At 71.9% G+C, this 24,632-nt stretch carries 25 protein-coding genes and 1 tRNA gene; 21 read left to right on the top strand and 5 right to left on the bottom strand.

What is annotated here, in order from left to right:
- Positions 1-320: 320 nt before the first annotated feature.
- Positions 321-1,460, top strand: coding sequence for a PHP domain-containing protein (locus tag VGD85_RS11410; protein ID WP_331063561.1), 1,140 nt, complete (start codon positions 321-323; stop codon positions 1,458-1,460).
- A 9-nt stretch (positions 1,461-1,469) separates the two neighbouring features.
- Positions 1,470-1,997: a M48 family metallopeptidase gene (locus VGD85_RS11405; RefSeq protein WP_331063560.1), complete on the top strand. Its 528-nt coding sequence runs from the start codon at positions 1,470-1,472 to the stop codon at positions 1,995-1,997.
- Here the strand turns inward: VGD85_RS11405 and VGD85_RS11400 are convergent.
- Complete coding sequence (locus VGD85_RS11400; protein WP_331063559.1) at positions 1,934-2,551, bottom strand: NUDIX hydrolase; 618 nt, start codon at positions 2,549-2,551, stop codon at positions 1,934-1,936. The two genes, VGD85_RS11405 and VGD85_RS11400, sit on opposite strands and share 64 nt — an antisense overlap.
- Positions 2,548-3,879 (bottom strand): zinc-dependent metalloprotease, encoded by a 1,332-nt coding sequence (locus VGD85_RS11395; RefSeq protein ID WP_331063558.1) that lies wholly within the window; start codon positions 3,877-3,879, stop codon positions 2,548-2,550. The genes VGD85_RS11400 and VGD85_RS11395 overlap by 4 nt, the downstream gene beginning before the upstream one ends.
- A gap of 59 nt (positions 3,880-3,938) precedes the next feature.
- Here VGD85_RS11395 and VGD85_RS11390 point away from each other — a divergent pair, with 59 nt between their 5' ends.
- The 11 genes from VGD85_RS11390 (at position 3,939) to VGD85_RS11340 (ending at position 13,623) form a co-directional block, all read left to right on the top strand.
- Positions 3,939-4,364: a molybdenum cofactor biosynthesis protein MoaE gene (locus tag VGD85_RS11390; protein WP_331063557.1), complete on the top strand. Its 426-nt coding sequence runs from the start codon at positions 3,939-3,941 to the stop codon at positions 4,362-4,364.
- Between the two features lie 45 nt (positions 4,365-4,409).
- Positions 4,410-4,655, top strand: coding sequence for a hypothetical protein (locus VGD85_RS11385; protein WP_331063556.1), 246 nt, complete (start codon positions 4,410-4,412; stop codon positions 4,653-4,655).
- 24 nt (positions 4,656-4,679) lie between these two features.
- Positions 4,680-5,744 (top strand): YlbL family protein, encoded by a 1,065-nt coding sequence (locus tag VGD85_RS11380; protein WP_331063555.1) that lies wholly within the window; start codon positions 4,680-4,682, stop codon positions 5,742-5,744.
- Positions 5,741-6,397 carry a PPA1309 family protein gene (locus tag VGD85_RS11375; protein WP_331063554.1) on the top strand — a complete coding sequence of 219 codons (657 nt, stop codon included), beginning with the start codon at positions 5,741-5,743 and terminating at the stop codon, positions 6,395-6,397. The genes VGD85_RS11380 and VGD85_RS11375 overlap by 4 nt, the downstream gene beginning before the upstream one ends.
- Position 6,398: 1 nt before the next feature.
- A complete protein-coding gene (locus VGD85_RS11370; RefSeq protein ID WP_331063553.1) occupies positions 6,399-9,437 on the top strand; it encodes a UPF0182 family protein in 3,039 nt (1,012 codons plus the stop codon).
- Between the two features lie 71 nt (positions 9,438-9,508).
- Positions 9,509-9,582, top strand: a tRNA-Met gene (locus VGD85_RS11365).
- A 399-nt stretch (positions 9,583-9,981) separates the two neighbouring features.
- Positions 9,982-10,728 (top strand): tyrosine-type recombinase/integrase, encoded by a 747-nt coding sequence (locus tag VGD85_RS11360; RefSeq protein ID WP_331063552.1) that lies wholly within the window; start codon positions 9,982-9,984, stop codon positions 10,726-10,728.
- A 44-nt stretch (positions 10,729-10,772) separates the two neighbouring features.
- On the top strand, positions 10,773-11,942 hold the full coding sequence (locus tag VGD85_RS11355; protein ID WP_331063551.1) for a DUF4238 domain-containing protein: 1,170 nt from the start codon (positions 10,773-10,775) through the stop codon (positions 11,940-11,942).
- A complete protein-coding gene (locus VGD85_RS11350; RefSeq protein WP_331063550.1) occupies positions 11,942-12,466 on the top strand; it encodes a hypothetical protein in 525 nt (174 codons plus the stop codon). The genes VGD85_RS11355 and VGD85_RS11350 overlap by 1 nt, the downstream gene beginning before the upstream one ends.
- Before the next feature lie 459 nt (positions 12,467-12,925).
- Positions 12,926-13,303: a nucleotidyltransferase domain-containing protein gene (locus VGD85_RS11345; RefSeq protein WP_331063549.1), complete on the top strand. Its 378-nt coding sequence runs from the start codon at positions 12,926-12,928 to the stop codon at positions 13,301-13,303.
- Positions 13,303-13,623 (top strand): hypothetical protein, encoded by a 321-nt coding sequence (locus VGD85_RS11340; protein ID WP_331063548.1) that lies wholly within the window; start codon positions 13,303-13,305, stop codon positions 13,621-13,623. Before VGD85_RS11345 ends, VGD85_RS11340 begins: the two co-directional genes overlap by 1 nt.
- A 93-nt stretch (positions 13,624-13,716) precedes the next feature.
- Here VGD85_RS11340 and VGD85_RS11335 read toward each other — a convergent pair whose 3' ends face one another.
- Positions 13,717-15,066: an ATP-binding protein gene (locus tag VGD85_RS11335; RefSeq protein WP_331063547.1), complete on the bottom strand. Its 1,350-nt coding sequence runs from the start codon at positions 15,064-15,066 to the stop codon at positions 13,717-13,719.
- Positions 15,063-15,740, bottom strand: a complete 678-nt coding sequence (locus tag VGD85_RS11330; protein WP_331063546.1) for a response regulator transcription factor — start codon at positions 15,738-15,740, stop codon at positions 15,063-15,065. Before VGD85_RS11330 ends, VGD85_RS11335 begins: the two co-directional genes overlap by 4 nt.
- Positions 15,741-15,819: 79 nt before the next feature.
- On the opposite strand from VGD85_RS11330, the gene VGD85_RS11325 reads away from it, so the two are divergent.
- From VGD85_RS11325 to VGD85_RS11305, 5 genes are all read left to right on the top strand, one after another.
- Positions 15,820-16,164 (top strand): PepSY domain-containing protein, encoded by a 345-nt coding sequence (locus VGD85_RS11325; RefSeq protein ID WP_331063545.1) that lies wholly within the window; start codon positions 15,820-15,822, stop codon positions 16,162-16,164.
- Positions 16,165-16,178: 14 nt separating this feature from the next.
- On the top strand, positions 16,179-17,000 hold the full coding sequence (locus VGD85_RS11320; RefSeq protein WP_331063544.1) for a hypothetical protein: 822 nt from the start codon (positions 16,179-16,181) through the stop codon (positions 16,998-17,000).
- Positions 17,001-17,396: 396 nt separating this feature from the next.
- Positions 17,397-18,035, top strand: coding sequence for a TetR/AcrR family transcriptional regulator (locus VGD85_RS11315; protein WP_331063543.1), 639 nt, complete (start codon positions 17,397-17,399; stop codon positions 18,033-18,035).
- Positions 18,036-18,082: 47 nt separating this feature from the next.
- On the top strand, positions 18,083-18,673 hold the full coding sequence (locus VGD85_RS11310; protein ID WP_331063542.1) for a class I SAM-dependent methyltransferase: 591 nt from the start codon (positions 18,083-18,085) through the stop codon (positions 18,671-18,673).
- A gap of 232 nt (positions 18,674-18,905) precedes the next feature.
- On the top strand, positions 18,906-19,856 hold the full coding sequence (locus VGD85_RS11305) for a hypothetical protein (RefSeq protein ID WP_331063541.1): 951 nt from the start codon (positions 18,906-18,908) through the stop codon (positions 19,854-19,856).
- On the opposite strand, the gene VGD85_RS11300 is transcribed toward VGD85_RS11305, so the two are convergent.
- Complete coding sequence (locus tag VGD85_RS11300; protein ID WP_331063540.1) at positions 19,831-21,429, bottom strand: PLP-dependent aminotransferase family protein; 1,599 nt, start codon at positions 21,427-21,429, stop codon at positions 19,831-19,833. The genes VGD85_RS11305 and VGD85_RS11300 overlap by 26 nt on opposite strands.
- A 30-nt stretch (positions 21,430-21,459) precedes the next feature.
- Between VGD85_RS11300 and VGD85_RS11295 the strand changes: the two genes are divergently transcribed.
- Genes VGD85_RS11295 through VGD85_RS11285 form a run of 3 tightly spaced genes read left to right on the top strand, consistent with a single transcriptional unit; the run spans position 21,460 to position 24,515 of the window.
- Positions 21,460-22,386 (top strand): DMT family transporter, encoded by a 927-nt coding sequence (locus VGD85_RS11295; RefSeq protein ID WP_331063539.1) that lies wholly within the window; start codon positions 21,460-21,462, stop codon positions 22,384-22,386.
- Between the two features lie 60 nt (positions 22,387-22,446).
- A complete protein-coding gene (locus VGD85_RS11290) occupies positions 22,447-24,078 on the top strand; it encodes a GMC family oxidoreductase (protein ID WP_331063538.1) in 1,632 nt (543 codons plus the stop codon).
- Positions 24,075-24,515 (top strand): hypothetical protein, encoded by a 441-nt coding sequence (locus VGD85_RS11285; RefSeq protein WP_331063537.1) that lies wholly within the window; start codon positions 24,075-24,077, stop codon positions 24,513-24,515. The genes VGD85_RS11290 and VGD85_RS11285 overlap by 4 nt, the downstream gene beginning before the upstream one ends.
- Positions 24,516-24,632: the final 117 nt, after the last annotated feature.

Genomic DNA, 24,632 nt, shown 5'->3' with positions numbered 1-24,632 from the left:
CGCAGGAGAAGCGGGCGGCGGTCTTCACCGGCCGTTGACGTGAGCAGGGACGTGAGGAGGCCCCCGGCCGCATCTGGACACTTGCCTTCCCCTTGCGAGTGTCCGTCCGCGGCCGAGGGCCTCATCTGCGTCCCACGCTAGGAGGCGCACCGGACGAGGGTCAACGCGGCGCCACCCCACCCTGTGGACAAGCCTGTGGACAAAGCTGTGGAGGAGCGGCCGTGCCGGTGGAGGAGGCCGGATCGATCCTGGAACAGGCTGTGGACAACACGGCTCGGGGACACCGGCGCCCCCGTCGTACTCGGCGCTGACCAGGGAGAATGGCTGTCCACCGGGTGTGGACGAAAGAAAACTGGGCCAACCAGCGAGAGCACCGACGCGAGAGAGAGGTCAGCGGCGTGCCGGACCAGACAGCGGGCGACGAGTACGGCGCCGGGCCGGTCGCCGCCCTGCGCCGGATCGCGTTCCTGCTCGAGCGCGGCCGGGAGGACACCTACAAGGTCAAGGCGTTCCGCGGTGCCGCTGCCGCGATCCTGCCGCTGTCGGCCGAGCAGGTCGCCGCGGCGGTCGAGGACGGCAGCCTGACGTCGCTGCCGGGTGTCGGTGCGAGCACGGCCCGGGTGATCGCCGACGCCGTGCGCGGGGTGCTGCCGGCCCGGCTGGCCGAGCTCGTGCGCGAGCACGGCGGTGACCTGGCGAGCGGCGGCCAGGGGCTCCGCGCCGCCCTGCGCGGCGACCTGCACTCCCACTCCGACTGGTCCGACGGCGGCTCGCCGATCGAGGAGATGGCGTTCACCGCGATCGAGCTCGGCCACGACTACCTCGTGCTCACCGACCACTCGCCGCGACTGACCGTCGCCCATGGCCTGAGCGCCGAGCGGCTGACCCGCCAGCTCGGCGTCGTCGAGGCGGTCAACCGGCACCTCTCGGCCGCAGGCGGGGGCGGGTTCACGCTGCTGACGGGCATCGAGGTCGACATCCTCGACGACGGCTCCCTGGACCAGGACGACGACCTGCTCGCCCGGCTCGACGTGCGGGTCGCGAGCGTGCACTCGAAGCTGAAGATGGACCCCGCCGACATGACCCGGCGGATGATCGGGGCGATCCGCAACCCGCGCACCAACGTGCTCGGCCACTGCACCGGCCGGTTGGTCACCGGCAACCGCGGCACCCGCCCGGGCTCGCGGTTCGACGCGCGGGCCGTCTTCGAGGCGTGCGCCGAGCACGACGTCGCGGTCGAGATCAACTCCCGCCCGGAGCGCCGCGACCCGCCGACCGCGCTCCTCGAGCTCGCCCGTGACGTCGGGTGCCGGTTCTCGATCGACAGCGACGCGCACGCCCCCGGTCAGCTGGACTTCCTCGTCTACGGCTGCGAGCGCGCCGAGGCCGCCGGGATCGACCCCGATCGGATCGTCAACACCTGGCCGCGAGAGCGGCTCCTGGAGTGGGCGAGGAAGTAGCGTTCGGCCATGGATCGCCCCGAGGTGGAGGTACGCCGCTCCAAGCGGCGCCGGCGTACCGTGTCCGCCTATCGCGACGGCGACCGCGTGGTGGTGATGATCCCGGCCTCCCTGTCGCGCCGCGAGGAGGCGGAGTGGGTGGAGAAGATGCTGGCCCGGCTGGATCGGTCCGAGCGTCGCCGTCGGCCCAGCGACGCCGCGCTGCTGCGCCGGGCGCAGGACCTCAGCGACCGCTACCTCGGCGGCCTCGCGACACCGGAGTCGGTGCGCTGGGTCGACAACCAGCAGTCGCGCTGGGGCTCGTGCACCCCCGGTGACCGCACGATCCGGCTGTCCGCCCGGCTGCAGGGGATGCCGTCGTGGGTCCTCGACTACGTGCTCGTCCACGAGCTCGCGCACCTGCTCGAGCCCGGGCACGACGAGCGGTTCTGGGCGTGGGTGGACCGCTACCCGCGCGCCGAGCGCGCCAAGGGCTACCTGGTCGGCTGGTCCACCGCGGCCCGGCTGGACATCCCGCCGGGCGAAGAGCTGGACTGATCGCCCACCCGGGCCAGGGCCAGCTCGACGAGCTCGACGAGGTCGGGTTGCGGGTCCGGGAGCGCGTCGGCCGGCCACCAGCGCACGTCGATCGACTCCTCGCTCACCGCGTGCGCGACGCCGGGCGGGGCAAGCGCGACGAACCGCACGTCGAGGTGGTGGACGTCCCCGGTCGGCCCGCAGAACGGGACGGCGTGCTCGCTGAGCTGGACGGGCACCGGGTCCAGGAGCAGGCCGGCGAGCCCCGACTCCTCGGTGGCCTCGCGCAGGGCCGCCGCGGCGAGCGTCGGGTCGCCGGGCTCGCAGTGGCCGCCGAGCTGGAACCACGCCCGCGCCTTGGCATGCAGCGTCAGCAGCACCTCGCGGCGCCCGGCGTCGACCACCAGCGTGCTCGCGGTGAGGTGGTCCGGCGTGCAGGCGCGGGTCATGCCGTCCGGGTGGGCGCGCAGGTGCGCGACGTACCGCTCCCGCAGCGCCTCCTGGGCGCCGTCCGGCGCGCTCCAGCCCTCCAGGACCGCGAGCGCGTCGGCGTGCAGGTCCGGCGCGATCGTCACTCGCCGTCGGGGGAGTCGAGGAGCTTCTTCAGCTCGGCGTCGAAGTCCTCGTCGCTGAGCTCGGGGAGAGCGGTGGCGTCCTCACGGAAGCCGAGCGGGTCGTCGAGGTCCGCGGCCGTCGGCAGGAGGTCGGGGTGCATCCAGACCCCGTCGCGCGCCTCCACGCCCTGGCGGGTGCGCAGCGATCCCCACAGCGTCGAGGCGTCGCGCAGCCGGCGCGGGCGCAGCTCGAGCCCCACGAGGCTCGCGAACGTCTCCTCGGCGGGACCGCCCGCGGCCCGGCGCCGGCGGAAGGCCTCCTGCAGCTTGCCGGCCGCGGGCATCCGCTCGGCGGTGGCCTGGCCGACGACCTCGTCGACCCAGCCCTCGACGAGCGCGAGGGTGACCTCGAGCCGCTGGAGCGCGGCCTCCTGCGCCGGCGAGCGGGGCAGGTCGAACATGCCGCCCTCGAGCAGCTGCTGCATCGACTCGGGGTTGGTCGGGTCGAGGCCGCGCATCTGCTCCTCGATGCGGGCCTGCATGCCCTGGGCGTTGATCTCGATGCCGCGGGCGTAGTCGGCGACCGCGCCGATCAGGTGGTCGCGCAGCCACGGCACGTGGGCGAACAGCCGCTGGTGGGCGGCCTCGCGCAGCGCGAGGTAGAGGCGTACGTCGTCCTCGGTCACGTCGAGGCCGGCGGCGAACTCGGAGATGTTGGCGGGCACGAGCGCCGCCTTGCCCGGCGCGGCGAGCGGCAGGCCGATGTCGGAGACCGACAGCACCTCGGCGGCGAGCGCGCCGAGGCCCGAGCCGACCTGGGCGGCCAGCATGCCGCCGACGGCCTGGCCGAGGATGCCCAGCAACGGCCCGGAGACGGCGCGGGCCTCCTCGGGGAGGGCCCCGCCGAGCGCCTGCACGGAGGACTCGGCGATGGGCTCGACGAGCACCTTCCACACCTCGGTGGTGCCCACGAGCCACTCGGCGCGGCTCCAGGCGGCGGTCGAGGTCACACCGGAGGGGAACACGGTCGTGTCGTCGAGCCAGTGGTCGGCGAGCCGGACCGCGTCGGCGATCGCGTCGCGCTCCCGCTGGCTGGGCGTCGGGTCGGGCGCCTGGGCGACCGCCTTGCGGGCGATGTCGAGCGCGAAGTCCCAGTTGACCGGGCCCTCGTGCGGCTGCATCAGGAACTGGATCTGGCTGAACAGCTGGCCGAGGTCCGGCAGGCCGGCCGCACCGCCGCCGGCCGCGCCTCCCAGCGCGCCGAAGATCTGCTCGAACGGCGTGCCCTTGAAGGGGTTCTCGCCCGGGTCGTTGCCGTCGTCGGGCGTCTGGCCCGGCTTGTCGTTCATGGGTCCAACGGTACGCGGGTGCCGGTCACCGCAGGACCGGCGTGCTCTATGGTCGCGAGGTGAGCACCGTCGTACGCCTCGTGGACCTGCGGGAGACCCCGCTCGACGTCGCCGAGGTCGTCGCCGCCCTCGACGACGACGCCTCCGGCGGGCTGACGCTGTTCGTCGGCCGCGTCCGCGACCACGACGGCGGCAAGGGCGTGACCGGGCTCGACTACTCCGCCCACCCCACCGCGCTGGACCGGCTGCGCGAGGTGTGCGAGCGGATCGCGGGGGAGTACGACGTGCAGGGGGTCGCGGCGGTCCACCGCGTCGGCACCCTGGGGATCGGCGACATCGCGGTGGTCGTCGCGACCACCGCCGCCCACCGCGGCGAGGCGTTCACCGCCTCGCGGGCGCTGATCGACACCCTCAAGGCGGAGGTGCCGATCTGGAAGCACCAGCGGTTCGGCGACGGCACCGAGGAATGGGTGGGGACGCCGTAGGCGCGCCTCCCCTGGGAGACCTCGGGCCGTTCGTAGGGTCGTCTCGTGGAGATCCTGCTCTGGCTGGTGCCGTCGGTCGTCGTCACGGTCGTGGCGATGCTCTGGGTGGCCTGGCTGGGTCGGGAGGGACGCGGCGAGGTGGACCGCGAGGTCGCCGTACGCCGGCTCGCCGAGGCGCTGGAGCCCGGCCCGCGCCGGCGTCGCTCGCCCGCGCCGGGCTACGCGGCCGACCGGCCGGCACGCGACCGGTCCACCGGCATCGCCGTACGCCCCTCGCGCCGCGTCTCCTAGGAGCGATCTGACAGTCTTGGCGCCATGACGCAGCGCACCGTGGCCGGCCTCCTCGCCGTGCCGCTGCTGATCGGACTGTGGGTGACCGCCGCGCTCAAGCCGCTGCCGTTCGTCACCTACGAGCCGGGCCTGACCGTCGACGTCCTCGGCGCCAACGAGGAGGGCAAGCCGATCATCGAGGTGGAGGGGCACCGGACCTACCCCGACGACGGGCAGCTGCGGATGACCACGGTCTACGTCTCGCAGCCGGAGCCCAAGGGCAACAACAACCTCTTCGAGCTGATGCGCGACTGGGTGAGCGACGAGGACGCCGTCTATCCCTACGACGCGGTCTACCGCCAGGGCGAGACCGTGGAGGACAACCGCAAGCAGGGCGCGCAGGAGATGACCAGCTCCCAGGACGCCGCCACCGCGGTCGCTCTCGAGGAGCTGGGCTACGACGTCACCGAGGCGGTCGTCGCCGGGGTCGCGAAGGGCACCCCCGCCGACGGTGTCTTGAAGACCGGCGACGTGCTGCTGCGTGTCGACGACACCGCGGTGGCGACGGCCGACGAGGTCGTCGACACCGTGAGCGGCCGCACCGGTGCTCAGCCCGTCGAGCTGCTGATCCGGCGCGACGGCCAGCGCCGCACCGTCACGCTGACCCCGCAGGTCACCGACGGCCGGCCGCAGATCGGCATCCAGGTCGGCACCCAGGCCAAGTCCGACCTGCCGGTCAAGGTCCACATCGCGATCGACCCGGCCATCGGCGGGCCGAGCGCGGGGCTGATGTTCTCCCTCGGCATCTACGACACGCTGACCCCGGGCTCGCTCACCGGCGGCGCCACGATCGCGGGCACCGGCACGATGGACGCCGCGGGCAACGTCGGCCCGATCGGCGGGATCCAGCAGAAGATCGTCGGTGCGCGCGACGCCGGCGCGGAGCTGTTCATGGTGCCGCCGGACAACTGCGCGGAGGCGCTCGGCGCCCCCAACGGCGACATGCGGCTGGTCCGGGCCGCCACCATGCACGACGCCCGGGTCGCGATCGCCGCCTGGGTCAAGGACCACGACGCCGACCTGCCCAGCTGCGAGGAGAGCCAGAAGTGACCGAGTTCGACGGCGACGCCGAGCCCAGCCGCGAGCCCAGCCCCGAGCTCAGCCCCGAGCCCAGCCCCGAGCTCAGCCCCGAGCTGAGCGCCGACCTCGAGGTCGACCCGGCCCTGGCCGCGGCGGTCCTCGAGATCGAGGGCCACATCGCCACCGAGGGGTGGGACCAGCCGGGACGGCTGTACGCGCTGGTCGACACCGCCGCCCTCGTGGAGCGCGAGCCGGCGCTCGCCGCGGCGATGGGGCTGGACGAGGCGTCGGCGCAGGGCTCGCTGACACCGATCGAGCAGGACGAGCTCCCCAACGACCTGCCCCTGGAGATCGCGCTGGAGTCGATCCTGTGGCCGCCGGAGGTCGCCGGGTGCGCCGCGGTCGTCGAGCGGCTGGTGCTGCCCCCGGCCGCGGACGCACTGATCCCGGACGACCCCGCCTCCGCCGAGGAGTTCGCCCGCGAGCACCCCGACCGGCAGGACGTGCGCATCGTCGCGGGTGTCACGCGCGCGGGATCGACGTACTGTGCCTTGCGTCTGCGCGCGCACGACGACGACCAGTCGGTGGTCGGCGGGGCCGACCTGGTGCCGGGGTTGTTGCAGCTGCTCGGGGCGACGTTGGAGGAGCCCGGGCGGACGCCCGGTCACGAAGGAGAGAGCTGAGATGAGCGAGCTGTTCGACGAGGACCCCCGGGCTGCGGCCGGTCCGCCGGTGCGGTCGGGGTCGCGGCGGTCGCGGGCGCTGATCATCACCGCGGTCGTGCTCGTGGTCGCGTTCCTCAGCCTGAGCACCTTCGCGGGCATCTACACCGACCGGCTGTGGTACGTCTCGGGCGGCTACGGCGAGGTGTTCACCACGCTGTTCTGGACCAAGACCGTGCTGTTCTTCGTCTTCGGCGCCGGGATGGCGCTGGTGGTCGGGGCCAACATCTACCTCGCCTACCGGTTCCGGCCGTTCTTCCGGCCGAACTCCCCGGAGCAGAACGGCCTGGACCGCTACCGCGAGGCCGTCAACCCGATCCGCACCTGGCTGCTGGTCGGCGTCGCGCTGGTGCTCGGCGCGTTCGCCGGCAGCTCGGCGATCGGGGAGTGGCGCGACTACCTGCTGTGGCGCAACGGCTCGTCGTTCGGCAGCGAGGACGCCTACTTCCACAAGGACATCGGGTTCTACGTCTTCGACCTGCCGTGGCTGCACTACCTCGTCGACTATGCGATGGCGGTGCTCGTCGTCGCCCTGATCGCCGCCGCCGTCGTGCACTACCTGTACGGCGGGATCCGCCTGCAGACGCCCCGCGACCGGCTCTCCGGTGCGGCCCAGGCGCAGCTCTCGGTGCTGCTGGGCTTCTTCGTGCTCGCGAAGGCCGCCGACTACTGGCTGGACCGGTTCGACCTGGTCAGCCAGGGCGGCGGGGTGATCACCGGCATGACCTACACCGACGACCACGCGGTGCTGCCGGCCAAGAACATCCTGCTCGGCATCTCGGTGATCTGCGCGGTGCTGTTCTTCGTCAACGTGTGGCGCCGCACCTGGCTGCTGCCGTCGGTCGGCCTGGCGCTGCTGGCCGTCTCGGCGATCCTGCTCGGCCTGATCTGGCCCGGCATCGTGCAGCAGTTCCAGGTCAAGCCCTCCGAGGCCGACAAGGAGGCGCCGTACATCGAGAAGAACATCCAGGCGACCCGCCAGGCCTACGACGTCGCGAACGTCGAGGTCGAGAAGTACGACCCGGCGACCGCGCTCGGGTCCGGGTCGGCCGACACGGTCGAGAACGAGACCTCCTCGGTGCCGCTGATCGACCCGCAGCTCGTGCGGGACGCCTTCGAGCAGAACCAGCAGGTGCGCGCCTACTACTCGGTGGCGCAGGTCCTCGACGTCGACCGCTACGACATCGACGGGACCGACCGCGCGCTGGTGCTCGGCGTGCGCGAGCTCGACCAGAACGGCATGAACGCCGGCGACCGCAACTGGACCAACCTGCACACCGTCTACACCCACGGCAACGGCATCATCGCGGCGTTCGCCAACCAGCGCGGCGAGGACAACCGCACCCAGCTCGACAACGCGGACAACACCGGCGACCAGGCCGGCATCGTGTGGGCGCAGGGCACCAACGCCGGGCAGGACGCGCTGAGCCGGGCGACGGGCGGCTACGAGGACCGGATCTACTACGGCGAGCAGAGCCCGGAGTACTCCGTCGTCGGCAAGCCCGAGCCGGACAGCAAGGACGTCGAGCTCAACCTCCCCACGGGCGGCTCCGACGAGGGCACGACCACGACGTACGACGGCAAGGGCGACGCGAGCGTCGGCGGGCTGTTCAACCAACTGATGTTCGCCACGAAGTTCGGCGAGCCGAACTTCCTGCTCTCCGGGCGCGTCAACGAGAACAGCAAGGTGCTGTTCAACCGCAACCCGCGCGACCGGGTCGAGAAGGTCGCACCCTGGCTGACCGTCGACAGCGACCCCTACCCGGCGGTGGTCGACGGCCGGATCCTGTGGATCGTCGACGGCTACACCACCACCGACCGCTACCCGCTCTCGGAGAAGGAGTCGTTCAAGACGATGACCGACGACTCCCTCCAGGAGCAGACCGGGCTGCGCACGCTGCCGACCGACGAGATCAACTACATGCGCAACGCGGTCAAGGCGACCGTCGACGCCTACACCGGCGACGTCACGCTCTACGCGTGGGAGGAGGACGACCCGATCCTCCAGGCCTGGCGCAGCGCGTTCCCCGGCACCGTCGAGGACCGTTCGCAGATCTCCGAGGACCTGATGAAGCACCTGCGCTACCCGGAGGACCTGTTCCAGGTGCAGCGCTACCAGTTCGCGCGCTACCACGTCACCGACCCGATCGACTTCTACCAGGGCAACAACCGGTGGGAGGTGCCCGAGGACCCGTACTCCAAGGGCAAGTTCCAGCCGCCGTACCGGCTCTTCGTCGACAGCAACGGCGGCAACGACCAGGTGTTCTCCCTGACGTCGGTCTACGTGCCTTACAACAAGAACAACCTCGCCTCGTTCGTGTCGGTCAACGCGGACGCGACGGACGAGTCGGGCTACGGCCAGATGCAAGTGCTCGAGCTGCCCAACGAGCAGACGCCCGGCCCCGGCCAGGTCGCGAACCAGTTCGCCACCGACCCCGGGGTGGCCAACGAGCTCGCGCAGTTCAACCGCAGCGGCGCGCGACCGGTCTACGGCAACCTGCTCACGCTGCCGATCAACGACGGGCTGATGTACGTCCAGCCGGTCTACGCGACGCAGGCGTTGTCGGAGTCGAGCTTCCCGATCCTGCGCTACGTGCTGGTGAAGTACGGCAACGACATCGGCTTCGGCTCGACGCTGCGCGACGCCCTGGAGAACCTGCTCGGCGTCACGCCGGGTGGCGGCACGACGCCGCCCGACAACTCGGGTCAGCAGGGCAACGACGGCGGCGGCGAGAGCCCGCCGGTGACCGGTGGGGCCGCCGCCCAGATCCGCTCGCTGCTCGACCAGGCGCAGGCCGCCTTCGACGCCGCCGACGCGGCCTTGGCCAACCAGGATCTCGCGGAGTACCAGCGCCAGATCGATATCGCCCAGAGCAAGGTCGAGGCGGCGATGAAGCTGGCTCAGAAGCGCGGCTCCACCGGCTCCTCGGGCGGCTCCGCCGGGAACGCGTCCGAGTCGCCGTCACCCTCGGAGTCGCCCTCGGCCTCGCCGTCGGACTGACCGCCGGCGGCGGTGGTCCGGGGACCCGATTTGGCCACCCCGACACCGGTCTGTAAGGTTGGGGTCACCGACGCGGGGTGGAGCAGCTCGGTAGCTCGCTGGGCTCATAACCCAGAGGTCGCAGGTTCAAATCCTGCCCCCGCTACAAAGTTCAGGCGTGGGATCCGGTCGGATCCCACGCCTGAAAGCATTTTGATTTGATCCACCCTCCAAGAACCCTCCTTCCCGGAGGCTGGCCCTCGCCGCTGAAGCCGCGGACGGTTTCGTGGCGTAGGGCGGGGTCCATGACCATCCTTCCCGCCTATTCCCAGACACCGGCTCACGCCGCCGCTCCCGGATCTGCCCCCTCCGTCGGCCTGAGGCCCGCCGACCTCCAGCGGATCGCTTCCGCCATCGAGGCCGAGGTCGCTCAGTCCACCCGCACCACCTACGCCTCCGCGTGGCGGGGCTGGGAAGCGTGGTGCCGCCGGCCTGGACTGGTGCCGCTGCCGGCTGATCCGGACGCGTTGGCCGCCTTCCTTACCGAGCGCGCCGAGTCAGGGTCGTGCAACGGCACCCTCGACGGGGACTGTGCCGCGATCGCCCAACGCGACCATCGGGAGGGGTACGCCGATCCGACTGCCGCGGCCGTCGTTCGACGGGTGCGCCGCGGCTGCGTCGCGTCCTGGGCACCGCGCCACGCCGTCAGGCACACCCGCTCACCGTCGCCGAGCTGGGCCAGATCGTGGCGAGCATCGACCCCACGTCTCGCATCGGTGTTCGCGACCGCGCTGTCCATCTTCTCGGCTATGCCGCCGCGCTGCGCCCGAGCGAGATCGCCGCGCTCCATCTCGCCGATGTCAGCGTGGACTCCCACGGCCTGCTCATCACGATCCGTCGCTCCAAGACCGATCAGGAGGGACAGGGGCAGATGGTCGGCGTCGCCGCCGGACTGCACGCAGCGACCGATCCGATCCGCGCGCTCCGCGCCTGGCTCGCCCTCCGCCCCGCCGGGCCCGGGGGCCTGTTCACCCGTGTACCGGCGACTCGCGCGATCACGAGCGAGGGCATCGGTCCGCGGACTGTGAGCCACCTCGTCCGCAACCGCGCCACCGCGGCCGGGCTCGGTGACCTGGGGGTCAGCGGCCACTCGCTACGCGCCGGGCACGCCACCACCGCCGCCGTCAACGGCGCCCCGCTTGACCGGATCGCCGCGCAGACGCGACACCGTGATCTGACCACGTTGTACAACCACTACATCCGACCTGCCGACGCGCTCGCCCACACCACCAGCCGCGACCTCGGTCTGTGACGCGTATGCGCGGCCCTGTCCGCGGGCTGACCTACAGTGCCGGTGTGCCCGATACCCCTGATCCAGACGCGCTCCTGCGGTCGTTCGAGGGTCAGCTGGACGGATTCGACTCGACGGGTTGGGAGATCGTTGCGCAGCACCGCAACCCGTGGGGTCGGATCCCGATGACCGGTGGCGGGAAGTCCCTCGAGGGCAAGTCGCGCGAGTACATGGACCGTCTGCTCGCGACGCAGGGGCAACCCGACCGGGAGAGCCGCCGGCACCACTACGTTCCGCGGACGTATCTGAAGCGCTGGGGATTCGGTAAGCAGAGCCGGCGCATCTGGAACTTGGACACCGTTACTGGAGAGGTGCGGGCCCTCTCGGTAAACGATGTCTGTGTGGAAGAGAACTTCTACCGGGTCATCGGCGCGGACGGGGAGGCGCACAACCGGGTCGAGGCCATGTTCGGTGTCGTCGATGCAGAACTGGGCCGAGTTCAGTCGCTGTTCGAGCGGCTTGAGGACCCTGAGGAACTGGATTTCGATGACCTCATCGGACTCGGGGTGACGATCGCGGTTCAGCGGATGCGGACGGCGCAGCAGCGACGCTTACGCCTGCAGCACGACGCGTGGCTGGTTGCGCAGAACCCTGAGCAGTTCAAGCCGATTAAGGACCCACTGGACCCGTTCCGCGTCGCCGGCATCCACACCGAGTTGCTGTTCACGAGCATGTGGGAGGCCGCCGACGTGATGACGACCAGGTTCATTGAGGTGTGGGACGACCCTGAGGGCAGGTTCTGGACGTGCGACGCACCGGTCCTGGTGCCGTTCCGGAAGAACAAGGGCCCGAGCCTGATAGCGGCTCCGCACATCCTGTGGCCGGCGAACCCGCACCGAGTCGTTGCGCTAACGAATGAGCCGTCGGGCGAGAAGGCTGTCATCCGGCGGGTCACTCCGAAGGAGCGCGGTCTCGTGCGGGACGCGGTCGAGCAGGGCCGGGAACGGTGGATCTTTGCCTCGCCGGAGCAGATGGACCGGTTGCCGAAGTCGAAGAAGTTCCGCCGCCGGACTCAGATACGGATGCGTTGCTCGCAGTGGACGCCGAGCGGCGAGTACGTGGAGCCGCCGCGTTGCTGTGTGGAGATGGCTGACGGGTTTGCAGATGGCCCGGATGTCGCCTTATGTCACCAAGGTGGGCACTCTCCGGCGCCGGCCATGTGGGAGCACACCTGATGGCCGTCTACCTGCAGGACCTCGAAGACCTGTCGCAGACCTGCCGAGAGTTCGGCGGCTCCGGACTTCAGGGATTCCTGACCGACGAACGGGTAGCGGGCCTTCAATGGCCTGACGACGTCGTGGAGCAGTGGCTCTACGACCACGCCGGCTGGGGCAGATTCCAATCCGACTACGGACACCTGGACCTTGCGAGGGTCACGTGGGACGCCGAGCTTGTAGCGGCCGAGGCGTTCCTGACTATGCCGACGGGACCGTCCGAAGGTGATCTCATCGACGAGAATGCCGAACAGGCCGACCACTGGTGCGAGGTGCGCCGACACCTCGGCGTCCCGCAGTACTGGGAGTCGCATGGCACTTGGATGCGATGGCCCGTCCTCATCGACCGCAGCTTGCTGTACCCGGGGGAGACGGGGCTTCAAGTCATAGAAGGCCGTACGCGGGTCGGCATCCTGCGTGGGTTCCTGCGGCAAGGCCGCCAGGTCGCCCCCGCGCACCGAGTTTGGGTGGGACGTCCTCGGTGACCGCTCGCGCTCGGGTACGACTTCGGAAGCCGCTTTGGATGCGAGCGACTTTGCGCTACTAGCCTTTCCCCTGGCAGCGCGCGAAGGTCCCGGGGTGCGCGAGGACGCCGTGGCCGACGCTGAAGGTGGCGTGTCAGGCCGCGAGTGCTACTGCGATCTCGGTGCGTGATTGATCGCCTGCTGGCCTGGGCTGATAGATGCCATCGCAGCGGATCCGGGCATTGCGAAGCGATGTGCTTCCGCTCCTGAGAGTTGACGTCGGCACGGCGCTCGGCGCGGTGGGGCGCCGTCGTTCGCGAGCCGTCCACTCGGGTTCCCCTCGCTGCTGACCAGGCGCGCTGCTCGCCTTGATAAGATGCCCTTATGACATTGGTGGCCGAGTATCGCCATGCTCGTCGGAAGGAGGAGGTCGCTCGACTGCGACGCTCCCTCTCCCTTCGCGCCATGGTCGCTACTGGCATGTCACAGCGTCAGATCGCCGAGACCCTCGGCGTCAGCCAGCCGGCGGTCAGTCAGCAGCTCAAGTCCGGGAATCAGCTGGCCGGCGTGCACCCTCAGGTCCTCCTCGAGGCGGCAGGCCCAGTCCTCAAGGCGCTAGCCGCGGATCACGGATTCACACGGCTAGCCGTGTTTGGTTCCGTCGCGCGCGGCACGGCGAGACCGGACTCCGACATCGACCTGATCGTGGAGTCGCCGCCAGGTACATCGTCGTTCGAGTTCCTTCGTTTCAAGGAGCTGATCGAGCAGGTCCTCAGCCGTGAGGTCGACCTGATCGACTACGGCGGGTTGAAGCCGAAGCTCGATGACGACATCCGCCGTGAGGCGGTGCTGCTTTGATGGAGCGCAAGGCCGCGAAGGAGCTTTTGCACATCCAGGGCTGGCTCGACCGCGTCGGCGAGATCGTCGAACGCGGCAGGGACGCCTACCTCGCCGATGCACTGCTCCAGGAGGCCGGCGACTCGCTGATGATGAAGCTGGGGGAGGCGGCGAACCGACTCTCGAGGCTCGAGGTGCTCGCGCCGGAGGGCGTCGACTGGGCGCTCGCCGTGGCGAACCGGAGCTTCATCGGCCCCCTCCACCCGCGCCATGGAGGCCGGCGCCGGGCGTCAGTGGAACGCTGGTGCCGGCGGCGCCCGCGGCGTTGGCCGCGTGCCTGACCGAGCGGGCGCCGACTGCGCGCAGACCTGCTTGGCGTGGGCATCGGTGCGACTGCGCGCATCACCTCGACGCAACTCGTGCGACGCGGGCGGTCACATGGTCGGCGATGCGAGCTCCAGTCGCACCGTGGTCCGCCCGTCAGCATGCTGTGCCCGGACGGTGCCGCCGTGTGCTCGCGCGATCTCGCGCACGATGGCCAGCCCGACACCGTCGCGCGCGGGGTCTGACGCATCGTCGCTCGCGAATCCGGGGCCCTCGTCGGCGACGGTCAGTTCCGCGCCGTTACGGGAGGCGCGGATCTCGATCTCGATGGCGCCCGTGCCGTGGCGCAGCGCGTTGTCGACGAGGTTCGACAGCGCTCGGTCAAGACGGGTGGCGTCACCCTGGATCTCCACTGCTCGGGGCGCGGTCACGTGGATGGCGCGGCCTTCGGCAGCCGCCTGGAACCGGATGGCTACGCGGGTGGCCAGGGCGACGAGGTCGACGCGTCCGGCCTCGATCGGCAATCCGACCTCCTCGACGCTGGCACGTTCCAGGAGGGCTTCGGACAGGGCGACCAGGCGGCGTACCTCGTCATGGATGGAGTGCAGGGCCCGGGTCAGCTCCTGGGGCGTCCGCTGCTGAGCCAACGCCAGCTCCACCTCGGTGAGCATCAGGGCGAGCGGCGTGCGAAGGTCGTGGCTCGCCTCGGCGACGAACCTGCGTTCGCGTTGCAGACCGTCGTCGAGTCGTTCGATCATGGCGTTGAGGGTGAGCGCGAGCCGCCGCAGCTCGTCCTCCGCGGCGGGGACCGGGAGACGCTCCCCAGCGCTGCGCGAGGAGATCGTGGCCGCGCGAGCCCGCATCCGCTCGATCGGGCGCAGCCCCGCTCCCGCGACCACGTAGCCGAGGCCACCTGCCACAGCCAGCGCAAGCGGTCCGGCGACCAGCAGCTGATTGCGCAGTGCGGCGAGGGCCTCGTCCACGTCCTCCCGGGAAGCTCCGACCAGCAGCACGCCCTCGTCGGTGGGCCGGACCAGCAGCACCAACGTCTCGCGCTCCCGCTCCAGCTGTCCCTCCGACGCGGCGTCGTCATCGAAGATGGTCACCGTGACCTCGCGCCAGCTCGACCCCGTCCTCTCGGCATCGCGGACCTCCGCGGGCCGCAGCATCGGGTCCGCGACGAGGCCCGACGAGGACTGGACCTCGCCCTGTGTCGTGAGCACCTGGGCATGTACCTCACCGCCCAGGGTCTCGACCTCCGCCGAGCGGTCCGGGGCCGACATGGCCGCGAGCCGGTTCGCCTCGGCGCTGACCGTGTCCCGCAGCCGATCCTCCAGTGCGTCGCCAACCCGCACCTGGACGAAGACGCCGAGCACAGTCAGCGCGACACCCGTCGCGGCCACGTAGGCGAGCGCGACACGGGTTCGTAGCGGCCACCGGGTCGGGTGCCAGCGGCTCATGAGGAGTCCGCGGTGAGTCGGTAGCCCACCCCACGCACCGTCTGCGGGGTGTCCACACTGAAGGGTCGGTCGATCTTCGCCCGCAGGTAGCGCACGTAGACGTCGACGACGTTGGAAGCGACGCCACTGTTGTCACCCCAGGCCAGGCCGAGCAGTTGCTCGCGGGTGAGGACCTGGTCGGGTCGGCGCATCAGGGACTCCAGGAGGGTGAACTCCCTGGTCGAGAGCGACAGCTCGGTCGACCCGCGCCAGACCCGCCGCGCCGAGGGGTCCAGGCGCAGGTCGCCGACTTCGAGCTCGGTCGGCCGCGGCACGGGGCCACGTCGGGCGAGGGCGCGCATGCGGGCGAGCAGCTCCTGGAAGGCGAACGGCTTGGCCAGGTAGTCGTCGGCACCGCTGTCCAGGCCGGCGATGCGATCCGCGACCGCCGTACGGGCGGTCAGCATCAGGACCGGGGTCCAAACCCGCTCGGCACGCAGCCGTTGACACACGGAGAATCCGTCGAGGTCCGGCAACATCACGTCGAGCAGGATGACGTCGTACTCGCCGCCGCGTGCCGAGCTGAGTGCCTGGGTCCCGGTGCCGACCACGCCGACCACGTCGCCACGCTCGGTGAGCCCCTGAGCCACCAACGCGGCGAGCTTCTCCTCGTCCTCGACCAGCAACACCCGCACGCGTTCATGCTAGGGACGAAGATGAGTGTCGGATGAGAGACTCATCGGCGCCTCATCCGACCGACGTAGCGTGCGTGCCATGAACCCGAAGCTGAACCGTAAGCGCATCGCGATCGTCATCGCCGGCGCGGCCGTGGTGACGGCAGGAACGGTCGGCGCGGCAGGTGCCCTGTCGGGCGACGACGACGGCCAGGACCACCCGATCCCCGCCTCCGAGCTCGAGCAGGCCGAGAAGGCGGCGCTGGAGGAGACCGGTGGCGGCACGGTCACCGCCACCGAGATCGACGACGAGGAGAGCAAGTACGAGGTCGAAGTGACCCTCGAGGACGGCACTCAGGTCGACGTCCAGCTCGACGAGCACTACCACGTCGTCGGCACCGAGAGCGACGGAACGGACGACCGGTCCGGCTCCGACGACGACTGACCGGAGGTCATCCGGTGTCCCGCTGCGCGGTCGCCCTGCTCTGCTGCCTGGTGGCGCTCACCGGCTGCGGCGACGAGGATCCGGCGAGGTCCACTGACGAGCCCGGCACCGCCGCGACAAGCCAGGGAGCCGGGTCGGAGTTCCCGCAGTCCGACGAGCCGACGGAGATGGACCCCGCCGAGTTCACCGCCGACGTGACCAACCCGTGGTTCCCTCTGGAGCCGGGTACCCGCTGGACCTATCGCGAGACCACCGAGGACGGCGAGGTCGTCCGGGTGGTCGTCACCGCCACGACCGTGACCCGCGAGATCGCCAACGGCGTCACTGCCCGCGTGGTCCGGGACACAGTCACTCTGCACGGCGAGGTCATCGAGGACACCCTCGACTGGTACGCCCAGGACGAGGACGGCACCGTCTGGTACCTCGGCGAGGACACGGCCGAGTTCGAGGGCGGCAAGATCGCCACCCGCGAGGGATCGTTCGAGGCCGGCGTCGACGGCGCCCAGGCCGGAGTCATCATGCCCGCCTCACCCGAGGTCGGCATGACCTACCGGCAGGAGTACTACGAGGGCGAGGCCGAGGACAACGGCGAGGTCCTCGCGCTCGGCGAGCGGGCCAGTGTTCCGGCCGGCGAGTACGACGACCTGGTGAAGACCGCCGACACCACTCCACTCGAACCCGACGTGCTGGAGCACAAGTACTACGCCAGCGGTGTCGGGCTGGTGCTCACTCTCGACAAGGAAGCAGGTGGCCGCGAGGAGCTTCTCTCGGTCGCGCATCTCTCGTCCGAGAAGGCGCGTCGCGCCGGACAGGCGCCGCTGGGGCATCGCTACTGACCGATCCGAAGATCTGACGGTCCCTCCGGCGGGGTTCGGGGCGACGGCCGACGTCGGTCGGTCGGATCTCGTGAGCGCGCGCCACGAGTGCGCTCGAACGCCTCGGCCGTGTCCTGCAGCCAGGCGGCAACCTTCCGGTCCTTACCGTGAGTCCGGATGATCGCGTCGATGTCGCGATCGAGGACGGCGAGCCGTTGGGCGTTCCAGCCCAGAGTGGACCAAGCATGCGAGTGCCCCGACGACCATCGCCCGTCTTGCGACTCGCGACGCCGCACATCGGTGGATCGAGACGGGGTCGCGGCACGAGCGACGGGTCGTGCCGCGAGGGGGTTGACGCGACCCCGTGATATGTAGATTCTGTTGTAGACACTTCGGCATCTACATGTGGGAGTCAGCATGAGTGAGAGTCCGGTCGGCCCGGTGCGCAGGATGAAGCGTCAGGAGCGGCGTGAGCAGATCCTGGCCGCGGCGACCGAGGCGTTCGCACGTTCCGGCTTCGCGGCGACGAGCCTGGACGAGATCGCCGAGGAGGCCGGGATCACCCGGGTGGTGCTGTACCGGCACTTCGACTCCAAGGGCGACCTGTACCAGTCGGTGCTGGACCGGATGTGCGGACGGCTCGAGGCGCACATCGAGGAGCCCGTCGAGGGCTTCACCGACGGCAGCATCGACGGTCTGCTGGCGGTGGCCGAGGAGTCGCCGGCGGGTTTCCGGCTGCTGTTCCAGCACGCGCTGCGGGAGCCCGAGTTCAAGGAGCGCATCGAGAAGTTCCGCGCCGACATCGCCGAGGCCGCCTATGGACAGATCTCGGCCCTCGTCTCCGACGAGGGGCTGGCCCGGTGGGCGGCGCAGCTCGCGCCCGCGGCCGCCATCGAGGCCACGATCGCCTGGATCGACGCCGGCCGCCCCGACCCCGGCCACGCCGGCGCTCGCATCCGCCGCGTCATCCTCGCCGTCGTCGACGCGGCCGTCGTCACGGATCCGCACGACTCCCTGCCGGTGCAACCGGCACGCACGGAAGGGCAACGCCGATGAGCAGGAGCAGCAGGACGAGGGAGACCCCGACAGCGAAGCAGCGGCGCGTGTGGGACAAGTCCGCGCCGGGCTATGACAAGCAGATGGACTTCTTCGAGCGCTGGCTGTTCGTGGGCGGGCGGGAGTGGCTGGGCAGCCGGGCCCGGGGCCGGGTGCTCGAGGTCGCCGTCGGCACCGGCCGCAACCTGGAGCACTACGCCGAGGACCTGAGCGTCGCCGGTGTCGAGCTGAGCCCCGCCATGCTGGACATCGCCCGCCGGCGCGCCAACGAGCTCGGCCGCGAGGTCGAGCTCGTCGAGGGCGACGCGGCCAGCCTGGCGGTGGCGGACGCGTCGTACGACACCGTCGTGTGCGCGCTCGCGCTGTGCTCCATCCCCGACCCGGCGGGCGCCATCGCCGAGATGAGGCGGGCCCTGGTCCCCGGAGGGCGGCTGCTGCTCCTCGACCACGTCGGCAGCACCTGGCCGCCCCTCTACGCGCTCCAGTGGGTCACCGAACGGCTCACGATCCGGCTCGCCGGCGAGTACTTCACCCGCCGCCAGCTGCCGTTGGTGCGCGCGGCCGGGTTCGAGATCGTCGAGACCCGCAGGCACCGGGCCGGCGCGGTGGAGCTCGTCCACGCGACCAAGCCCGGCTGATCGCCGGACGGCGGTGTCCAAGAACTGTCCGAGAACCCGTCCAGCACCGCTCGGCGCCCGCGGACGCCCGCGGATCCTGGTTGCATCCGGTGTGGGTGGTGCAGCCCCCCGCGGGGGAGGGGGCGCGCCGCTCCACAGCGTCGAGACCCCGGTCGACGCTCTGGCCGCAGTAGGATCCGCACGATGCCGTCGGGAGCGACGCGCGTGCGACCAGCTGGAGGACTCGGTGCCGGTGGAGCAGGATCCCGTCCCGGGGCGCAGCGGGCGCTGGGACGGCCTGATCGCCCACCTCCACGAGCTGCGCGACGGCGCCGGGTGCCCGTCGTACGCCGCCCTCGCCCGGCTCATCACCGACCAACGGATCGCCGACGGGCAGGACGTCTACGGCGCCCGCATCGCCCGGTCGAGCGTGCACGACGCCTTCCGCTACGGCCGCACCCGGATCAACGTCGACCTCACCAAGGAGCTGGTCCGGGCGCTGGGGGCCGACCCCGCGCTCGTCGACCGCTGGGTGGAGGAGGCCACCCGCGTCCGTCGAGCACCGACCGCGGAGGCGCCCACGCCGGGTCCCGCGCCGGTCGCCGGGCCCGGGCCCGGGGCCGTCGCCCTCCTGCTCCTGGGCTGCCTGGCGCTCAACCTCGCCGGCCGCGAGTTCGTGGACTTCTTCGAGCTGCCGGTCTATCTCGACATGGTCGGCACCGCCATCGCCGCGATCGCCCTGGGCCCGTGGCGTGGCGCTGCCCTCGGGGCGACGACCAACCTCGTCGGCGTCCTCGGCAGCGGTTGGGTCTCGGTGCCGTTCGGCCTCGTGAACGTCGTCGGCGCGCTCGTGTGGGGGTACGGCGTACGACGCTGGCGGCTGGGCCGGACGCTGCCGAGGTTCTTCGCGCTCAATGTCCTCGCCGCGCTCGCCTGCTCGGTGTTCGCCGTCCCGATCATCGTGGCGGTGTTCGGCCACGACCTGCGCACCGGGCACGACGTCATCACCCACCTCGTCGACGACTCCATCGACACGTTCCTTCTCGCCCTCGGGTTCTCCAACGCGCTCACCTCGATGGCCGACAAGCTGATCAGCGGGTTCGTGGCCCTGGTCGTGGTGTCGGCGCTGCCGGCAGCGCTGCGTCGCGACCTCGACCTCGTCGCCGTGTCGCCCCCGCCTACGGGCGAGGCGGCCCGGGCCTGACGGCCAGGCCGGACGAGCGGCGCGGGGATCGGCCGACGGCTTCGGCGGCGAGCTCGCCGAGCACCCCGATCGCCTCGTCGATCTCGGTCCGCATGCGGGCCGCGTAACCGAGCACGAGTCCCGGCGGACCGGGCCGCTGGCGGTGCCAGGAGAGCGGGTGGACCTTGACGCCGCGCTCGAGCGCGGCGCTCGCCAGCGCGACGTCGTCGGGACCGTGGTCGCCGCCATCGGGTCCGTCGAAGGTGACCGTGAGGTGCAGTCCGGCCGCGGCGCCGTGGACCCGGGTCTGCGGCAGCCAGCGCCCGAGGGCGCCGATCATGGCGTCGCGGCGCCGGCGGTGCCGGCGGCGGAGCGTCCGCAGGTGGCGCTCCAAGGACCCCGTGCGCATCAGCTCGGCCAGCACCAGCTGCGCGAGGGCGGCGCTGCCGAGGTCGGCGCGACGCTTGGCGGCCACCACGTCGTCGCGGTACCGGTCCGGCACGACCAGCCAGCCGGTCCGCAGTGCCGGTGCGAGCGTCTTGGACAGGCTGCCGGTGTAGCAGACCTGTTCGGGATGCAGGGACTGCAGGGCCGGTGTGGGCGGGCGGTCGTAGCGGTGCTCGGCGTCGTAGTCGTCCTCGATGATCAGGCCGCCCGCGGCGGCCCAGGCGAGCAGCTCGCGGCGCCGCTGTCCGTCGAGCACGACGCCGGTGGGGAACTGGTGCGCCGGCGTGAGCAGCACGACCGGTGCCCCGGACGCCGCGAGGGCGGAGACCTGGAGACCGGCCGCGTCGACCGGGACCGGCGGCGTGCGCATGCCCCACTCGGTCAGGTGCTGACGGGTGCCGAGCGATCCGGGGTCCTCCACCGCGACGTCCCTGACCCCACGCTCGGCGAGCACCTGCGCGAGCAGCGCGAGTCCCTGCGCGACACCGGAGACGACGATCACCTCCGCAGGGTCGACCCGGATCCCGCGGTAGCGGGCCAGCCAGTGCGCGATCTCCGTGCGGAACACCGGAGCTCCGCGCGGGTCCCCGTAGCCGAACGCGGACGCGGTCAGGTCGGCGAGCACCGTGCGCTCGGCCCGCAGCCACGCGGTTCGCGGGAACGTGGACAGGTCGGGCACGCCGGGGGTGAGGTCGACGCGGGCCGGCGCATCCCGCAGAGCCTCGAACACGCTCTCCCCGGGCACGCCGTCGACCACCGCGAAGGCCGACTCTGCCGCGTCGTCCCGCCGCACCGGCGCCGGGTCGACCGACGGCCTCGCGCCGTCTCGCCCGGCGGTGGTCCCGGCTCCGAACGGTGCGGCCAGGACGACGGTGCCCGCGCGGCCCCGGCCGGCCACCAGGCCGTCCTCGGCCAGCCGTCGGTAGGACTCGGTCACGACGCCGCGGGAGACACCGAGCTCGGCGGCGAGCTCGCGGGTCGCCGGCAGCCGGCTGCCGGGGGCCAGCGTGCCGTCCGCGATCGCCAGGCGGACCTGCTCGGCGAGCCAGGACGACCGGCGTCCGTGGGCGGCGGCCCGGACGTTGAGCTGGAGGAAGTCGCTCCCGGTTGTGGTCCGGTCAGATGGCGACGGTTTGGATCTGTCCACCGTGCCATTGTGTCGAGCACAGTGGCTCGGGTGAACCCTCGTGGACTCCTCTTCGGTGTGGCGGCGATGTCGCTGGTCGGCAGCAGCGTCGGGGTGTCGGAGCTGCTGGTCGACGCCCCGTTGTTCACCGCGCAGGCGCTGCGGTACGCCGTGGCGACCGTCGTCCTGGCGGCGATCCTGCCGCTCGCGGGCGCCCGCGTGGTCCGTCCGCGCGGGCGGGAGTGGCTGTGGCTGGCGGGGGTGGCCGCGACGGGTCTCGTGCTGTTCAACGTCGCGATCGTGCGCGGTGTCGAGCACGCCGAACCCGCCGCGATCGCCGTCGCGGTCGCCTGCGTCCCGGTGCTGCTCGCGGTCGTCGGCCCGATGCTCGAGCATCGATCGCCCCACCGCCGCGTCCTCGCCGCCGCGCTGGTGGTGACGACCGGGAGCGTGCTCGTGGTGGGAGCCGGGGATGCCGATCCGGTCGGCGTCGCCTGGGCGGCCGTGGCGTTGGGCTGCGAGGCCGGCTTCACGCTCTTGGCGGTGCCCGTGCTGGCGAGGCACTCGGCGTGGGGCGTCTCGTTCCATTCGGTGTGGATCGGTGCCGCGATGTTCCTCGGGCTCGGGGTCGTCGTCGAGGGACCGACCGCGGCCGCGCGGCTGGACGGCGGGCAGGTGGCGGCGCTGGCCTACCTGGCCGTGCTGGTGACGGCGGTGGCGTTCGTGCTGTGGTACACCGCGGTCGTCGGCCTCGGAGCCGGCCGGGCCGGCCTGCTCGCCGGGCTCGCGCCGGTGTCGGCCGCCCTGGCCGGCGTCGTGTTGTCCGGCCGGGTTCCCGGCCCGCCGGTGTGGGCGGGCATCGCGGTCGTGGCGGCCGGGCTCGTCCTCGGGCTGACCCCGGCGCGGCGGTCTCCGGTGCCCGTGAGCGCGCGTGCGCGGGCGGTGTCCGCTCCTGCGGTGGGAGACGCCCCGCCCTGAGTGCGGCACTCACGGAGGTCCGCGGGACGGACGGACCGTGACAGCGCTACTGTCACGCTCATGGCGGAGCTTGGCACGGCGTTCGACGCGGACGTGGTCGTGGTGGGCAGCGGGTTCGGGGGATCGGTGACGGCGCTGCGGCTGACCGAGGCCGGCCACCGCGTCCTGGTCCTCGAGAAGGGCCGGCGGCTCGCGGACGAGGACCTGCTGCGCGCCCGGCGCGACCCACGCGCCTACCTCTGGCAGCCCGAGGTCGGGCTGCGCGGGTTCTTCTGGCAGCGCATCTTCCGCCACGTCGCGATCATCGGCGCCAGCGGCGTCGGGGGTGGATCCACGGTGTGGGCCGGGGTGCTGCTCGAGCCGCGCGACGGCTTCTACACCGACCCGGCGTGGTCCCACCTGGGCCCGGACTGGCGTGCCGAGCTCCGGCCGCACCTGGACCGGGCCGCCGGCATGCTCGGCCGGGTCGTCTCCCCGCACCGCGGCCCGATGGACGACCACCTCCGCGTCGCGGCCGAGCGCGTCGGCGCGGGGGCGACGTACGGACCCGTGCCGGTGGCCATCCACTTCGGCCGCGAGGGCGTGACCGAGCCGGACCCGTTCTTCGGCGGTGAGGGCCCCGAGCGCACCGGCTGCCGGCTGTGCGGGGAGTGCCTGCTCGGCTGCCCGTACGGCGCGAAGAACCAGCTCACCCGCAACTACCTCCACCTCGCCGAGAAGTACGGCGCCGAGGTGCGCGCCGAGCACGAGGTCACCGGGATCCGCCCGCTGGCCGGCGGCGGCTACGAGGTCACGGTCGCCCACCCGTGGCGGCGTACGCCGATCCCGCCGCTCCGCGCGCGCCGCGTGGTGCTCGCCGGTGGCGTGCTCGGGACGCTCGACCTGCTGTTCCGGTGCCGCGACGAGCTCGGCACGCTGCCGCACGTCTCGCCGATGCTCGGCCAGCGGGTGCGCACCAACAGCGAGGCGCTGACCGCGGTGCTCCAGCCGCCGGGGGAGGACCTGTCGCGGGGGCCGACGATCTCCAGCGACTTCTACCCCGACCCCGACACCCACGTGACCCAGAACCGGTTCGTCGGCGGCTGGCACCTGCGGCTGCAGGTCGGGCCGATCGTCGACGGCGACCGCAAGGGGGCCCGCGCGCTGCGGACCCTGGGGCGGCTGGCGGCGGCACCCCTCGCCCAGATGCGACGGATGGGGGCCCGTGACTTCGAGCGCCGGCTGACCGTGCTCACGGTGATGCAGCACCTGGACAACGAGCTGGCCCTCGAGCGGCGGCGCTCGCCCGTGCGGCCGTGGCGGCGCGTGCTCCGGTCGCGCGGGGTGCCGGGACGCCAGGCGCCGAGCTACCTGCCGGTGGCCAACGAGGTCACCCGCGCGTTCGCGGCGTCCTCGGGCGGCACCCCGCTGAACCTGCTGGGCGAGACGCTCGGCGGGCTCTCGGTGACGGCGCACATCCTCGGCGGCGCCGTGATGGGCGCGTCTGCGGCGGACGGCGTGGTCGACACCTCGCACGAGGTCTTCGGCCACCCCGGGCTCTACGTCGCCGACGCCAGCACGATCCCGGCCAACCTCGGGGTGAACCCCTCGCTCACCATCACCGCGCTGGCCGAGCGCTTCGCCTCGCTGTTCCCGGATGCCCCCGAGGGCGCCGTACGCCGCGAGCCGGTCACGGCAGGCGGTGCGCGGTGACCGGGGTGGTGGGCTTGATGCGCGCCTGGCCCGGCCTGCCGGCGCCCGCGCTCGAGGACGTCGTCGGCGACCTGCGCGCCGAGTTCGTGACACCGTTGCGCCACATCGCGCCGGTCGGCCTCGGGATGGTGGGGCTCCCGCGCTGGCACGGCAAGCGGTTCGCCGCGACGGACCCGGGCGAGCTGAGCGGCGTCAACCTGCTGCGCGCATCGGGCGGAGGCTTCGAGGAGCGGCTGCCGATGCGAGCGGTGCTGGGTACGGGTCTCGCCGACGGGCGGCCCGCCGTCATCGTGACCTACGCCGCCGACGCCCCTCGGCCGTGGCGGTGGGTCCGCGACGAGCTGCGGTGGCTCGACGACGGCGTGCTCGTCGGGATGTCGTACGTCGACCGCCCGCTGCTGCGTCGTGGTGGGCTGCCGTTCCTCCTTCGGCCCTAGTCCGTCCGTCCCTACGCTGGGCCCGTGGAGAGCGACGCCGCTGCGCGCGGATCACGACGACGGGAGCGCACTCGCGGACTGCTCCTCGATGCCGCGGAACAGCTCGTGTCCCAGCAG

This window comes from Nocardioides sp., assembly GCF_036401255.1.
Taxonomy (GTDB): domain Bacteria; phylum Actinomycetota; class Actinomycetes; order Propionibacteriales; family Nocardioidaceae; genus Nocardioides.
The sequence above is the reverse complement of the archived record's forward strand: the minus strand, read 5'-3'. Positions and strand labels throughout refer to the sequence as shown.

What these genes read in the sequence shown, in the direction of transcription:
- VGD85_RS11410 (WP_331063561.1), top strand. Translation starts at nt 321, where the DNA reads ATGGCTGTCCACCGGGTGTGGACGAAAGAAAACTGGGCCAACCAGCGA.
- VGD85_RS11405 (WP_331063560.1), top strand. Translation starts at nt 1,470, where the DNA reads ATGGATCGCCCCGAGGTGGAGGTACGCCGCTCCAAGCGGCGCCGGCGT.
- VGD85_RS11395 (WP_331063558.1), bottom strand. Translation starts at nt 3,879, where the DNA reads ATGAACGACAAGCCGGGCCAGACGCCCGACGACGGCAACGACCCGGGC.
- VGD85_RS11380 (WP_331063555.1), top strand. Translation starts at nt 4,680, where the DNA reads ATGACGCAGCGCACCGTGGCCGGCCTCCTCGCCGTGCCGCTGCTGATC.
- VGD85_RS11370 (WP_331063553.1), top strand. Translation starts at nt 6,399, where the DNA reads ATGAGCGAGCTGTTCGACGAGGACCCCCGGGCTGCGGCCGGTCCGCCG.
- VGD85_RS11350 (WP_331063550.1), top strand. Translation starts at nt 11,942, where the DNA reads ATGGCCGTCTACCTGCAGGACCTCGAAGACCTGTCGCAGACCTGCCGA.
- VGD85_RS11345 (WP_331063549.1), top strand. Translation starts at nt 12,926, where the DNA reads ATGTCACAGCGTCAGATCGCCGAGACCCTCGGCGTCAGCCAGCCGGCG.
- VGD85_RS11340 (WP_331063548.1), top strand. Translation starts at nt 13,303, where the DNA reads ATGGAGCGCAAGGCCGCGAAGGAGCTTTTGCACATCCAGGGCTGGCTC.
- VGD85_RS11335 (WP_331063547.1), bottom strand. Translation starts at nt 15,066, where the DNA reads ATGAGCCGCTGGCACCCGACCCGGTGGCCGCTACGAACCCGTGTCGCG.
- VGD85_RS11325 (WP_331063545.1), top strand. Translation starts at nt 15,820, where the DNA reads ATGAACCCGAAGCTGAACCGTAAGCGCATCGCGATCGTCATCGCCGGC.
- VGD85_RS11315 (WP_331063543.1), top strand. Translation starts at nt 17,397, where the DNA reads ATGAGTGAGAGTCCGGTCGGCCCGGTGCGCAGGATGAAGCGTCAGGAG.
- VGD85_RS11290 (WP_331063538.1), top strand. Translation starts at nt 22,447, where the DNA reads ATGGCGGAGCTTGGCACGGCGTTCGACGCGGACGTGGTCGTGGTGGGC.